Raw genomic sequence first — 14,636 nt, forward strand, 5'->3', positions numbered from 1 at the left:
TGATCTGCGACGCTAGTCGCAGATCATTCATCTGCATTTTTAAACGCTTCTAGACTGCTGGTTTGCGCCAAGTCACCTGTTGCCACAGGTGATAAAGCGCTCGCGTCCCATAAGGAAAATTTCCTGGAGGCAGGTTAATATCGAGCTAAATCAAATTAATAACATCCGCTAATGCAACTTGCCATCATCTACAGGGAAGCCAAGTGAGTAAACGTCCTACCAGGACAGGATTGCGTCAATGGATATGGCGAGCATTTGTGCAAAGCGCGTTGATTCCGCTGGTGTTGGTGGAAACGATACTGATCGCTTGCTATATGTTCAGTAACCAAGCCGTTCGCGAATCCCAACTCGAGTACCTGGAGCACAATGCAGTCGACAGCCTCAGCGCTACCGCCGAGCAAAATGCACGTATTGTTCAAGACCAGCTCGGGCATATTGCCGGCATCACGGGCATGTTCGCGCAAATGACAGCCAACGCATTGCGTACCCCTGCTCAGGGAGCAATGGAAAGCCTGGAACGCACGTCGGGCGGGGCGCTCTTCAGCCCGCACGACCTAGGTGGAGCGGCGTCCTTCTACTCGTCTGTAACGCCCCCTTCGCGCCAGGACCTGAACAAGGTCAGGCGACTGGCTCAACTTGATCCGTTGATGCGTGAAATCAAGCGTCACGAGCCGCTGGTGGCGAGCCTTTACTTCAATAGTTGGGACAGCTACAACCGCATCTACCCCTGGATTCGCGCTGACCAGCAGTACCCACATGATATGCAGATTCCAAGGTACAACTTTTACTACCTTGCCGATGCCGCACGTAATCCGCAGCGCGCTACTCGCTGGACCGATGTCTACCTTGACCCGGCAGGGCATGGTTGGATGATGTCGGCGATCCAGCCGGTCTACGCAGGAGACTTCCTCGAAGGCGTTGTGGGCCTGGATATTACGGTGGGCGGCATCCTCGATGAGATCGGCAAGCTCAAGGTGCCGTGGGGCGGCTACCTGATGCTGGTCAGCGGCGACATGAAGATCATGGCGCTGCCGCCTGATGCAGAGCATGAATTCGCGTTGCGTGAGGCCCCCTCGCAGGACACGCTGAAAGCACTGCAAGGCGATCACTTGAGGTCTGACGATTTCAGCCTGACGCAGCGAGCGGATTTCAATGACCTTGTGGGGGCGCTCACCCGGCAGAGCAGCGGCAATACCGAGGTGACGCTGAGCGGCCGGCCGCACTTGGTCGCCTGGAGTGAAATACATCCAGCCGGCTGGCGTTTGCTGGCGATTGCCGACAAGCGGGAGGTCATGGCCGCGACCAACAATCTGGCCAGCCACTACCGCAACATCGGCTATTTGATGATTGTCGGGTTGGTGGTGTTCTATCTCGGGTTCTTCACGTTCATGTGGGTTCGTGCCCGCACGCTCAGCGAACGGCTGCGCCGTCCCATCGGTGACATTGGTGAGATGTTGCGGCAGATCGGTCGCGGCGTATGGCATCCACAACGTGCCGCGTCGGATATTCAAGAGTTGGACGACATGGCCGGTGATGTGCTGTCCATGGGCAAGCAACTTGCTGCCAGCGAGGCACAACGTAACACGGCCCAGCAGCACCTGAACCTGGTCGTGGAGAGCATAACCGCAGGTCTGTGGGAGTATCGTCTTGAGGACGACGTTCTGTTGCTGCACGGTGAGCTCTGCCAACGCTTCAACCTTGCGGGCTCAGCGCTGACGCGAGCGGCCTTCCATCGTCACGTCTATGCTGAGGATATCCCGGCCCTGGATAAGGCGTTGGATGCACTTAGCCAGGGGCACACGTCGCGAGTCGATCTGGAACTGCGCCTGTTGCGGGCGGATGGAACGCCGCTCTGGTTGCTTTGCCGGGGCCGTCTGATTGATGAGAATGGCGCTGAGGCACGTGTTGCAGCAGGAACCTTCGTCGACATCGATACCCTCAAACAGGTGGAAGAGGATCTGCGTCGCCGCACATTGGAGGCGCAGGCCGCAAGCCAGGCCAAGTCGCGCTTCATCTCCAGCATGAGCCATGAGCTGCGTACACCGCTCAATGCCATTTACGGTTTCGCCCAGTTACTCCGCATGCAGGCGGATGAACAACAGGCCGAGGCGCAGCCACTGAACGAAATCCTTGGGGCCAGCGAGCACCTCACGCATCTGGTCAACGACTTGTTGGACTGGTCTAGCCTTCAGGCCGAGACACCGCGCCTGCAACTGCAGGCCGTTGAGGTGACTGGCCTGATGCGCGAGTGTGCCGAAATGGTCCGCTCCCAGGCCGAGGCTGCCGGGTTGCACCTGGTGCTACAGCCGACGCAAGGTTCACTGAGTGTGCTGGCTGATGCCCGACGTTTGCGTCAGGTCCTGCTTAATCTGCTGTCCAACGCGATCAAGTACAACCGCCCTGAAGGGCGCCTGCTAATGGGCGTGGAAACCTGTGGTGATCGGGTTCGGTTGTTTGTCGAGGACGGCGGGTACGGTATTGCCCCGGAGTTGCAGCATGCGCTGTACGAGCCCTTTCAGCGGCTTGGAAAGGAAAACACGACCATTCAGGGCACAGGTATTGGCCTGGCGTTATGTCGCGAGCTTGCTGAACTGATGGGCGCACGTATGGGGCTGTGCAGTGAGCCAGGTGTTGGCAGCCGCTTCTGGATCGATTTGGCCCATGCCAATGCCCGCCCGGCACCTGCGCCGCGGTTGTACTACGTGGGTGACGACGATATCACCCGCCACCGCATTGACACTGCGCTTCAGGGAATGGTGACGCTGGATGCCGGGAGCATCGCCGAGTGCTTGTCACAGGTTCGAGCCCAGGGGGCTCCGGCCATACTGCTGGTCGATTGCGACCGGCAGGGCAGCGAGCTCGGCGAAGCACTGCAACAACTGCGATGTTTGCCCGGTGGCGATGGGATGCTTGTGATTCTGCTGGGTTCTTGCCCCAGGTCATTGGCGATGCTGGGGTGTGAGTTTCAGGCGGCACTCAAGCAACCTCTCGCGTCGGATGAGCTGCGAGTGTTGGTCAGCACACTGCTGCAACAGGAGCGTCTGGATGTTCACTGATGTGCCCACGGATACTCGCATTGTCATTATCGACGACGTCGCGGTTAACCTGCGCTTGCTTGAGTCCTGAGGCACGAGCGGCACCGTTCAGTTGCAAAAGTTTTGCACTGTGCTCACGGACACCAATGCCGGGAATTCCTCAGGGGTCAGGGTTTCTTTCTCCAATAGCAGTCTTGCGCCGGTATCCAGATCGGTCCGGCGCTGTTCAAGCAACGCCTTGGCTCGACTGTAGGCATCCTCAAGCAGCGCTCTGATCGCCAGGTCGATCTCGCGCGCGGTATGTTCCGAATAGTCCTTGTCGCGTGCGGCCAGCAGGTTTTCTCCCAGGTAACTTGCGGTGTGCCGCTCCAGCACGGCCTGGCCGAGGGTTTCACTCATGCCAAAACGGGTAACCAACTGCCGGGCGATGTCGGTGGCCTTGGCGAGGTCGTCGGCGGCCCCGGTGGAGATTTGGCCATAGACGATGAATTCGGCAGCACGCCCGGCCATGAGCACGACCATACGATCTTTCAGCGTTTGGCAACTGACCAGGAAGTGATCGGCGTTTGGACGTTGCAGGGTGTAGCCCAGGGCGCCGACCGCACGGGGTACGATGGAGACCTTATGCACCGGGTCCATGCCAGGCAGCGTTGCTGCGGCCAAGGCGTGGCCCATTTCGTGATAGGCAACCACCTGGCGCTCCTGCGGCAGCAGCAAGCTGCTTTTGCGCTCCACGCCGGCAACGATTCGTTCCACTGCGGCAGTGAAGTCATCTAGCGTCACGGTCTGGGCGCCGCGTCGGGTTGCGACGATCGCGGCTTCGTTGACCAGGTTCGCCAGGTCTGCACCGGTAAAGCCCGTGGTGATGTCGGCGATACGTTCGCTATTGATCGCTGGGTCTACCGTGACGTTCTTCAGGTGGACCTTGAGAATCTCGCTACGGCCTTTGCGGTCAGGCCGGTCGATAATGATCTGCCGGTCGAAGCGACCGGCGCGCAAAAGGGCCGGGTCGAGGATTTCGGGGCGGTTGGTTGCTGCCAGCAAGACCACCCCTTCACGCGGATCGAAGCCGTCCAGTTCTGCCAGCAACTGATTGAGTGTCTGCTCTTTTTCATCGTTGCCACCAAAGGCACCGACCCCGCGCATTTTCCCCAAGGCATCCAGTTCATCGATAAAGATGATGCAGGGCGCGGCAGCACGGGCCTGCTCGAAGAGGTCGCGCACCCTGGCCGCGCCCACGCCCACGAACATCTCGACGAACTCCGAGCCGGAAATGGAAAAGAACGGTACACCCGCTTCACCGGCCACGGCCTTGGCGACCAAGGTCTTGCCGGTGCCTGGAGGCCCGACCAACAGGATACCTTTTGGGATGTGGGCACCCAGGCGAGCGTACTTGGCCTTGTCTTTCAGAAAGGAGACGATTTCGACCAGCTCGGCCTTGGCCTCGTCAATCCCCGCCACATCCGCGAAGGTCACGCCCGTCTCTTGCTGGACGAAGATTTTTGCCCTGGATTTCCCGACCCCCATCAGGCCGCCCATGCCTTGTTTTCCTGCCATCGAGCGCATGATCAGGTTCCAGCCAAACAGCAACAACATCAGTGGCATGAGCCAGCCCAGTAACTGGCTGCCAAAGGAGCTTTCCGGTATGCCGGTAAAGCGGATATCGGCTCCGGACGCACTGAGCTCAGTGGCCAAGGCGGGGTCGACCCGTACCGTTGAAAACTGCTTATGGCCGTTGATCGGTTCTTCCAGTGTGCCGGAAATCTGCTCCCGCTCGATCTTCAGGTCCGTGACTTTATGGGCCTCCAACAGTTGGAGGAACTGGCTGTAAGGAATGGGTTCTACCGGATTCCGATTGGACTGCATGAACTGCAGCATGACCAGCGCGATAAAGGCGAATGCAAAGAATGCAAATTCCCAGCGAAAGTTCTTCATGGTTGCGGCTCGTCATGAACCGCGCAGCCGCGGACGGGTTCAAGTGATGGCATGGCCCACTTCCTTTAAGGTTTCGATGCTTCAACCATAGAACAAAGCGTAGCTGGCGGAGCAGTTTGGCTATGCAGGAACATCTCGCCTACGCTTGATCTGTTGCATCAACCCTTTTGGGCCGAATGCCCAACATTGATTGCCCTGGTTGAACAAGCGGGGCATGTCGCACTGGGGGCACCCTTGAAGTCGATTCAACGGTATGCGAGCGCCGACAGCTTCTATCATCTGCGCCTGGCGTCGCTGAGCGACACGGCGCCAGTTCGTCCACGGTTGCAATCGTGACGTGACCACTGTGCCGTTCATGTCGCAATTGCCCTATCGGGCCCTGTTGATAGTGTCCGCTATCACGTTGTTGGCCGGCGGGTTGCTCTACCTGAACGCGCAAGTTGCACTGGCGCATGGGCTGTGGCTGGCGGGGGTGTTGCCGGTCCTGCTGGGGCTTGTCATTGATATCGTCAAAACCCTGTTGCGTCGTCAAGCCGGGGTTGATGTGCTGGCCTTGCTGTCGATAGGCCTGGCGCTGGGGCTGGACGAAGTCTTCACGGCAGCGGTCATTGGCCTGATGGTGGCCAGCGGTCGCGCGCTGGAGGATTACGCCCAAGCGCAGGCTCGCCGTGAAATGACGGCATTGCTGAACCGAGCCCCACGCTTGGCTAACCGTTATGAAGACGGTCAGTTGCGGCAAGTCAGCCTTGATCAGGTGGTGCCGGGCGACAGATTGTTGGTGCGCAGCGGTGAAGTGGTACCGGTTGACGGTACCTTGAGCGGCACGGCAGAGCTGGACGAGTCCACCTTGACCGGGGAGTCCTTGCCTGCTCGGCGGCTGTCCGGCGACACCGTGCGCAGCGGGGCCATCAATGCCGGTGCGGCGTTTGACATGATGGCGAGCGCCAGTGCTTCCGATAGCACGTTTGCCGGGATCGTCCGGCTGGTTGCCGCGGCACAAGCAACGCGTAGCCCGGTCACCCGGCTGGCGGACCGTTATGCCCTGTTGTTCGTACCGCTGACGCTGGCCGTGGCAGGCGCGGCCTGGTTTTTTACCGGCGACCCGATTCGGCTGCTGGCGGTACTGGTCGTCGCAACGCCGTGCCCACTGATTCTGGCGGTGCCGGTGGCGATCGTTTCCGGCGTGTCCCGCTGTGCGCGCAGAGGGGTGCTGGTGAAAGGAGGCGGTGCGCTGGAGCGGCTCGCTCAGGCCAACATCCTGTTTTTCGACAAGACCGGTACCCTGACGGGGGGCAATGCGCGCCTCGTTGCCATTCAGTGTGAGCCAGACACCGCTGCCGAGGAGATACTGCGCCTTGCAGCGTCCCTGGAGCAGGCCTCCAACCACGTGATTGCCGCTGCGGTAGTGGCTGCGGCACGTGAGCGCGGCCTTGTGCTTTCAGTTCCGACGCAAGTGGCCGAGGAACCGGGGGCGGGGGTGTCTGGACGGGTTGATGGCAAGGCAGTAAGCGTCGGTAGCTTTGCCTATGTGATGCGCTCCACTGCGCCGGCAGCCTGGAGCCAGTTGTTTCTTCAAAGCCTGAGGTACGACGGCGCATGTGGGGTGTTTGTCGGGGTTGAGGGCGTGATGCTCGGGGCGCTGCACCTGACCGACGAGATTCGGCTGGAAACACCGAGAGCCCTGCGCCTGTTGCGCAGAGCGGGGATAGAGCGCTTCGTGATGCTGACCGGCGACCGGCAAAACGTTGCCGAGTCGATCGGCGCCGTACTCGGTGTGAGCGAGGTCCTTGCCGAGCAAACGCCTGGCGACAAGCTCGCTGCTATCCAGACGGCGCGCCGCCATGGTGTGGTCATCATGGTGGGCGACGGCGTGAACGATGCCCCGGCGCTGGCGGCGGCCGACATCGGTGTCTCCATGGGCGTACGCGGCGCAGACGCCTCGTCCGAGGCGGCGGATGTGGTGTTGCTGGTGGACCGTCTGGATCGCCTGGCGGAAGCACTGATCGTGGCACGTCGAACGCGCCGCATCGCGGTTCAGAGCGTTGGTGTCGGCATGGGGCTGACACTGGTGGCGATGATCGCTGCAGCGTTCGGCTATCTACCCCCTGTCGCAGGCGCCCTGTTGCAGGAGGTGATCGATTTGCTCGCGATCCTCAGTGCGTTGCGTGCTCGCCAGGTGGGGGCGGCACGCCCAGCGGGCGTGTTGTCGAGCGAGCAGTGGGCACAGTTGCAGGTTGAGCACCAACAGCTCAAGCCCGTGCTGGAGAGTGTCAGGTCCCTGGCCGACCGCCTTAACAGCCTGTCCGGCCCGGTCGCGGCAGCTGAACTTGCTGCGTTGAACGAGCGTTTACTGAATCAGCTAGTGCCTCACGAGCGCCAGGACGACACTGAGCTGTACCCACGCATTGCCATCCTGACAGGGGGTGATGACCCGATGGCGGCGATGAACAATACACACCGCGAGATTTTTCGTATTACCCGGCGGCTTGCACACATTGCACAGGATCTGCCGGCAGAAGGGCCCGACCCCGCCTACCTGCAGGAAATCCAGCGGCTCTTGTACGGCCTGGATGCGATTTTGCGTATGCACTTTGCTCAGGAAGAGGAGCTTTATCACGCGTTCAGGGACAGTGCCTGAGTTGCCTGCCACACATCCGGGAGCGTCTGGAAATGTGGGCTTTTTTGATAAAAGTCAAGGCTGCCTGGGGGCATTCATGGAGGCTGTCAGTACAGGTCGGTGGCTGAACTACCCCGGAGTGCAGGCTGATGGCTCACACAAAAATTCTCTTCCGTTCCGCTGCGCGCGAGAAGATTCTCTGCGGTGCGGCGCAACTGGCAGATGCGGTTCGGGTGACCCTCGGGCCCAAATCGAAATCGGTGCTGATCCAGAGCAAATGGGGCAACCCCATCGTGTGCAATGACGGTGTGACCATTGCCAAACGGGTCGATCTGCAGGACCCCGAGGAGAACCTCGGTGCGCAGATGCTGCGTCAGGCGGCCGAGCGTACGGGCGATGCAGTGGGGGATGGCACCAGCACCTCGACCTTGCTGGCCCATGCGATCCTCGCCGATGGCATACGCAACGTCGTCGCGGGCGCCAGTGCCATTGACCTCAAGCGCGGCCTGGACCGTGGGTTGGCGCTGGTGATGCAGTCGCTGCTTGACCAGTCGCGTCCGGTGAGCTCCTTCAAAGAGAAGGCCCAGGTGGCCACACTTTCGGCTCATAACGATGCCAGCATCGGTCAATGGGTGGCGGATGCCCTGGAAAAGGTCGGTATTGAGGGCGTCGTCAGCGTCGAAGAGTCCAAGACCACCGAAACCATGGTCGAAGTCATGGAGGGCATGCGCTTCGATCGCGGTTATGTCTCGCCGTATTTTGTGACCGATACCGAGAAAATGCAGGTGGAACTCGATGAGGCTTACCTGCTGCTCTGTGACCACAAGATCGGCCTTCTCAAAGACCTGCTGCCATTGCTTGAGAAGGTTGCTAAAAGTGGCCAGCCGTTGGTGCTGATTGCCGACGACATCGAGGGTGAAGCCCTGACCACGCTGGTCGTCAACCAGATTCGCGGCGTATTGCGCGCAGTGGCGATCAAGGCCCCGGGGTTTGGTGACCGACGCAAGGAGATGCTCCAGGACATTGCCGTCCTGACCGGTGGAACGGTGATTTCCAGCGAGCTGGGCATTGAATTGGAACAGGTCGAATTGAGCCAGTTGGGGCAAGCGCATCGTGTCGTTGTACAGAAGGACAGCACGGCACTGATTGGCGGCGCGGGTACGCGTGAGGCGATTGAGGCGCGGCTGCAACACCTGCGTCAGCAAATGGAGAGCACCACCAGCGACTATGATCGCGAGAAACTTCAGGAGCGCCTGGCCAGGCTGTCGGGCGGTGTTGCGGTGATCCGTGTAGGCGCACCTTCCGAAGCCGAGATGAAAGTCCGCAAGGATGCCCTGGATGATGCCATTTCAGCGACGCGTGCGGCCATTGCCGAGGGCATCGTCCCTGGCGGTGGGCTGGCGCTGCTCAAGGCTATTCCAGTGATTGCGGCCGAGGAAGCGACCAGTGAAGGGGACTTCAAGACGGGCCTGCAGATTCTGCGCCGGGCTTTGGAGGCACCGGCGAGGGTGATTGCGGAAAACTCTGCGGTAGATGCCGGGGTCGTCGTCGCGCGCATGCTCGCAGAGCCCGCCAACATTGGCTTTGATGCCTCCAGCAACCGCTACGTGGACATGTTTGAGGCCGGCATCATCGACCCGACAAAGGTGGTGCGCATCGCCTTGGAAAACGCGGTGTCAGTGGCCAGCATCCTGCTGTTGACCGAAGCCACCATGACCGATATCCCGGAAAAGGAACCATCACCGTCCATGCAGCTCCCTGAGTGACAGGCCCCCGCACCTGTCGCTCAGGATGGGGCTTTGCATTAACCGGGCAGGGCACTCAAGAGGTCAATCATGCATCCGACGCTTATCACCAAAACCATGGGCGAGTGCCCGGTGACACCGAATTGGCTCGATAGCAGGCAAGCCCGGGAAAGGTTTTCCTGGCAGGCGCAAGCAGCCGAGTTGGCCGGATTGCCGGGCGGAGGGTTGAACCTCGCCTTTGAGGCCGTTGACCGGCATGCGCTGGGCGAGCGCCGGGAGCATACGGCATTGCGGCTGGTTGAACGTAACGGCGGTTGCCGAGACATCAGCTATGCCCAACTGAGCCTGCTGAGCAATCGTTTTGCCAGCCTGCTGAACCGCTTGGGTGTGCAGCCGGGCGAGCGCGTGTTCATGCTGTGTAACCGAGGGCTGGAGTTGTACCTCGGCGTGCTTGGCGGCTTGAAGCTTGGTTGCGTGGTATCGCCACTGTTCTGTGCATTTGGTCCCGAGCCGATCGAAACGCGCCTGCGCCTTGGCGAGGGTCGCGTGCTGTTGACCACTGAAGCGCTCTATCGACGTAAAGTCGCGGCCATTCGTGAGCGCTTGCCCGCGCTCCGGCACGTGCTGCTCTATGACGAACAGGGCGCCGAGATCGAGCCGTTGGCCGGCACACTCCGCTTGCAGCCGTTGTTGGACGAGGCCGATGAGCAGTTCCCGGTTGCCCAGACTACCCCTGACAGCCCTGCGCTTTTGCACTTCACCAGTGGCACGACGGGCACGCCCAAGGGGGTGCTGCATGTTCATGGCGCGGCGTTGACTCACCGGGTCACGGGCAAGTACGCGTTGGATCTGCACCCTGATGATATCTATTGGTGCAGCGCCGATCCTGGCTGGGTCACGGGTACCTCCTATGGCATTTTCGCGCCCCTGTTGCTGGGGGTGACCAGTGTGGTCGACAGCAACGAGTTCGACGCCGAGCGCTGGTACTGCATGCTTGAAGCCCAGCGGATTACGGTCTGGTACACGGCACCGACGGCGATCCGTTTACTGATGAAAGCCGGCGCAGCACTGGCGCACAACCATCATTTTGACTGTTTGCGGTTCATTGCCAGCGTTGGCGAGCCGCTTAACCCAGAGGCGGTCTGGTGGGGCAAGGAAGTGTTGGGCCTGCCGATCCATGATAATTGGTGGCAGACCGAAACGGGCGGCATCATGATTGCCAACACCGTGTCGATGGACATCAAGCCCGGCTCCATGGGCAAGCCGCTGCCGGGCGTGGACGCCGCGATTGTCTCGCTCAATGCAGATGGCACCTTGTGCTTCCTGGCAGATGAAGAGGTCGGCGAGTTGGCCCTGAAACAGCCGTGGCCGGCGATGTTTCGTGCCTATCTCGGACAGGAAGCGCGTTACCGTCAGTGTTTTGTCGGTGACTGGTACCTGAGCGGTGACCTGGTGCGTCGGGATGCTGATGGCTATTACTGGTTCATTGGCCGTAGCGACGATGTGATCAAGTCGGCCGGACACCTGATCGGCCCGTTCGAAGTCGAGAGCTCGCTCATGGAGCACCCGGCCGTGGCGGAGGCGGCGGTGATCGGCAAGCCCGACCCTTTGTTGGGTGAAACCGTGAAGGCCTTTGTCTCCCTCAAAAGCGGCTTCACAGCCAGCCCGCAATTGCATGACGAGTTGCTTGGTCACGGGCGCAAGCGGCTGGGCGCGGTGGTCGCGCCCAAGGAGCTGGAGTTCGTCGCGCAACTGCCACACACCCGCAGCGGGAAGCTCATGCGGCGCCTGCTCAAGGCAAGGGAACTGGGCTTGCCCGAAGGTGACACCTCCAGCCTGGAGAACCCGTCATGAGCACGCAGCCGTTGCCCTATGCAGACGATGTGCTGCTTGCCTTGCTCCGTGACATGCTGCGTATCCGCCGTTTCGAGGAGCGCGCCGCCGAACTCTATGGCGAAGGAAAAATTCGCGGTTTCCTGCACCTTTATATCGGTGAAGAGGCGGTGGCTGTTGGCGTCATGCATGCACTCGGCGCCCACGATGCGGTGGTCTCGACCTACCGTGAGCATGGTCACGCGTTGCTCAAAGGGGTGCCGATGCAGGCGATTTTCGCCGAGATGTATGGGCATCAGGAAGGATGCTCACGCGGCCGCGGCGGCTCGATGCACCTGTTCGATGCCAAGACCCGTTTCTACGGCGGCAACGCGATTGTTGCGGGTGGTTTGCCGCTGGCGGTCGGGCTGGCCCTGGCCGACCGCATGCAGGGAAAGACCGATGTCTCGGTGTGTTTCTTCGGTGAAGGGGCGATGGCAGAGGGTGCATTTCACGAGTCAATGAACCTGGCAGCACTCTGGCAACTGCCCGTGCTGTTTTGTTGCGAAAACAACCTCTATGCCATGGGTACCGCGTTGTCGCGCTCACAATCGCAAACCGACCTGTGCGCCAAGGCTGCGGCCTATAAGGTCGCGACTCAGTCGGTGGATGGCATGGACGTGATTGCCGTGCATCAAGCCACGAGCGCAGCCCTTGAGCATGTCCGGGCAGGGCGTGGTCCTTACTTCCTGGCGTTTCAGACCTATCGGTTTCGCGCGCATTCCATGTTCGACCCGGAGTTGTATCGCGACAAGGCGGAAGTGGAGCAATGGAAGGCACGCGGGCCGATCCACACCTACAGCGCACGGCTCAAGGCGCAGGGCGTGGTTGACGAAGCCGGTTTTCTCGCGATCGCGGCCCAGGTGGAGGCGCAAGTGGAGGCCACGATTGCCGATGCCGAGGCCGGCAGCCTGGAGCCGCTTGAGGATCTGTACCGCGATGTGCATACCCCGCAGGCTGCGCCATGAACCCGTCCATGACCTACCGTGAAGCCCTGCGCGAGGCCTTGCGCGACGCGTTGGAAAAGGATTCCCGGGTGTTCCTGATGGGTGAGGATGTGGGGCGTTACGGTGGCAGCTATGCCGTCTCCAAGGGGTTGCTTGAGGCGTTCGGCCCCGAACGCATTCGCGACACGCCTTTGTCCGAACTGGGGTTCGTGGGCGCCGGTATCGGCGCGGCGCTGGGCGGCATGCGCCCGATCGTCGAGATCATGACGGTCAACTTCAGTTTGCTCGCCCTGGACCCGCTGATGAACACAGCGGCGGCCTTGAGGCATATGTCCGGTGGGCAGTTTTCCGTGCCGCTGGTGGTGCGTATGGCGACGGGTGCCGGGCGCCAACTGGCCGCACAGCATTCGCACAGCCTGGAAGGCTGGTACGCCCATATCCCTGGGTTGAAAATTCTTGCGCCGGCGACCGTCGAGGATGCGCGCGGCATGCTCTGGCCGGCCTTGCAAGACCCGGATCCGGTGCTGATCTTCGAGCATGCTCAACTCTACAACCTCGAAGGTGACCCAGGTGATTGGCAACACGTGGATATCGGTAGCGCGAAGGTTCGCCGAACAGGCAAGGACCTGACCCTGATTGCCTATGGCGGCACGCTCGGCAAAGCACTGAAGGCAGCCGAGCAGCTGGCCGGGGAGGGCATTGATTGCGAGGTCATCGACCTGCGCGTGCTGCGTCCTCTGGATGACGCCACCCTCATGTCCTCAGTTGGCAAGACCCATCGCGCACTGGTTGTCGATGAGGGCTGGCGCAGTGGCAGCCTGGCTGCCGAAATCATTACACGGATCGTCGAACAGGCTTTTTTCGAGCTGGATGCGCCACCCTCAAGGGTGTGCAGTGCCGAGGTACCCATTCCCTATGCCCGGCACCTCGAAGAAGCCTCGCTGCCACAAGTCGCGACAATCGTCGCCGCCGCCCATGAACTGTGTCGAGGGACGTGAACATGCATAGCGCAACGTGTCGCGCGCGCAGGCAGAACTGGGGGCGCACACCATGATCGAGTTCAATCTGCCGTCACTCGGTGCCGACATGGATGAAGGCACCTTGTTGGAGTGGAAGGTCCAGCCGGGTGAAGTGGTCAAGCGAGGTCAGGTGATTGCTGTTGTCGACACGGCCAAGGCCGCGGTAGAGGTTGAGTGTTGGCATGACGCTACGGTCGCGCAATTGTTGATTGAGGTTGGCACCAAGGTACCGGTCGGCACACCGATTGCGCTGTTGCTGGCGCCAGGTGAGCAGGCACAAAGCGCGCCACTCACCGCTACCGGCAGCACCGCCACCGGCAGCGGCCATGGACGGGTTGAAACGCCCAAAGCCGTCGCCGGCCGACCACGGATTTCCCCGGTGGCCCGCAAGCGCGCGGCCGAGCTGGGCCTGGATGTCACGCTGCTTGGCGGTAGCGGACCACACGGTGTGATCACGCTGGACGATGTCGAAGCGGCCGCTCGTGCTGCAACGCCACCGGACCGGAACCAGGCCATGCGTCAAACCATCGCCATGGCCATGAGCCGTTCCAAGCGAGAGATTCCGCACTACTACCTGTGCGAGACCCTTGAGCTGGGCCACGCCATGACCTGGCTGCAGGCACACAATGCGCACTGTCCGTTGCAGGAGCGCTTGTTGCCCAGCGTACTGCTGTTAAAAGCCGTGGCCCTGGCACTGCGCACGTACCCCCGGCTCAATGGCTTCTGGCGCGACACAAATACCTTCGAGCCTGCAACCGGCAGTGATCTTGGGGTGGCGATCTCGCTGCGCCAGGGCGGCCTGCTTGCGCCGGTCTTGCACGATGTCGCTGACAAGTCATTGCCCCAGTTGATGAGTGAACTGACCAGCCTGGTGGAGCGTACGCGCAGTGGCTCCTTGCGCAGCTCCGAGCTCAGCGGTGCGGGCCTGACGGTGACGCTGCTTGGCGATCAGGGGGTGGACACCGTCATTGGCGTGATCTACCCGCCCCAGGTGGCGCTGGTCGGCTTCGGGCGGATCAGTGAGCGGCCCTGGGTGCGTGAGGGGCAACTCTGCGTGATGCCCACCGTCGTCAGTAGCCTGTCTGCCGATCATCGGGTCAGCGACGGCCACTATGGCGCGCGGTTTCTCGTTGAACTTGGTCATTTGCTACAACAACCCGAGAACCTTTGAGGCATGCACACATGGATCGACAATTGATCAGCAGTGAGGTTCTGAACGCCTTGAAAGGCATCGCGCCAGAGCTGGAGGTCGAGCACCTGCGCAGCGACCGGTCACTGCGCGAAGAGGTTGATCTGGACTCCATGGATTGGCTTCGCTTTATCGAAGCCTTGAACAAGCGCGTCGGCATCGTCATTCCCGAAGCCGATTACCAGCAGGTACAAACCCTGGATACGCTCGTTGACTATTTGTTGCAAAAGGGCACGACGAGCGCGGATCCGCCCTTGATAAGCCCTTAGGAAGGTGT

9 protein-coding genes are annotated in these 14,636 nt (G+C 61.0%); 8 read left to right on the forward strand and 1 reads right to left on the reverse strand.

Annotation, left to right across the window (positions count from 1 at the left end; genetic code table 11):
• Nucleotides 1-257 precede the first annotated feature (257 nt).
• Complete coding sequence (locus CS390_RS09930) at nucleotides 258-3,056, forward strand: ATP-binding protein (protein ID WP_099774214.1); 2,799 nt, start codon at nucleotides 258-260, stop codon at nucleotides 3,054-3,056.
• Between the two features lie 87 nt (nucleotides 3,057-3,143).
• Here CS390_RS09930 and ftsH read toward each other — a convergent pair whose 3' ends face one another.
• Complete coding sequence (gene ftsH / locus CS390_RS09935) at nucleotides 3,144-4,970, reverse strand: ATP-dependent zinc metalloprotease FtsH (protein WP_099774215.1); 1,827 nt, start codon at nucleotides 4,968-4,970, stop codon at nucleotides 3,144-3,146.
• 355 nt (nucleotides 4,971-5,325) lie between these two features.
• On the opposite strand from ftsH, the gene CS390_RS09940 reads away from it, so the two are divergent.
• The 7 genes from CS390_RS09940 to CS390_RS09970 all read left to right on the forward strand — a co-directional run bounded on the left by CS390_RS09940 (nucleotide 5,326) and on the right by CS390_RS09970 (nucleotide 14,628).
• Nucleotides 5,326-7,608 (forward strand): heavy metal translocating P-type ATPase, encoded by a 2,283-nt coding sequence (locus CS390_RS09940; protein ID WP_099774216.1) that lies wholly within the window; start codon nucleotides 5,326-5,328, stop codon nucleotides 7,606-7,608.
• Between the two features lie 128 nt (nucleotides 7,609-7,736).
• Nucleotides 7,737-9,353: a chaperonin GroEL gene (gene groL, locus CS390_RS09945; RefSeq protein WP_065760028.1), complete on the forward strand. Its 1,617-nt coding sequence runs from the start codon at nucleotides 7,737-7,739 to the stop codon at nucleotides 9,351-9,353.
• A 69-nt stretch (nucleotides 9,354-9,422) separates the two neighbouring features.
• Nucleotides 9,423-11,186, forward strand: coding sequence for an acetate--CoA ligase (gene acsA, locus CS390_RS09950; protein ID WP_099774217.1), 1,764 nt, complete (start codon nucleotides 9,423-9,425; stop codon nucleotides 11,184-11,186).
• Nucleotides 11,183-12,172, forward strand: coding sequence for a pyruvate dehydrogenase (acetyl-transferring) E1 component subunit alpha (gene pdhA / locus CS390_RS09955; RefSeq protein ID WP_099774218.1), 990 nt, complete (start codon nucleotides 11,183-11,185; stop codon nucleotides 12,170-12,172). Before acsA ends, pdhA begins: the two co-directional genes overlap by 4 nt.
• Nucleotides 12,173-12,180: 8 nt before the next feature.
• Complete coding sequence (locus tag CS390_RS09960; protein ID WP_099774219.1) at nucleotides 12,181-13,149, forward strand: alpha-ketoacid dehydrogenase subunit beta; 969 nt, start codon at nucleotides 12,181-12,183, stop codon at nucleotides 13,147-13,149.
• Between the two features lie 52 nt (nucleotides 13,150-13,201).
• Nucleotides 13,202-14,341: a dihydrolipoamide acetyltransferase family protein gene (locus CS390_RS09965; RefSeq protein ID WP_099776613.1), complete on the forward strand. Its 1,140-nt coding sequence runs from the start codon at nucleotides 13,202-13,204 to the stop codon at nucleotides 14,339-14,341.
• Nucleotides 14,342-14,352: 11 nt separating this feature from the next.
• The gene (locus CS390_RS09970; RefSeq protein WP_065760033.1) at nucleotides 14,353-14,628 is read left to right on the forward strand and encodes an acyl carrier protein; all 276 of its coding nucleotides are present in this window, start codon (nucleotides 14,353-14,355) and stop codon (nucleotides 14,626-14,628) included.
• The last annotated feature ends 8 nt before the right edge of the window (nucleotides 14,629-14,636 follow it).

Origin of the sequence: Pseudomonas sp. HLS-6, from assembly GCF_002753995.1 — a bacterium.
GTDB lineage: Bacteria > Pseudomonadota > Gammaproteobacteria > Pseudomonadales > Pseudomonadaceae > Aquipseudomonas > Aquipseudomonas defluvii.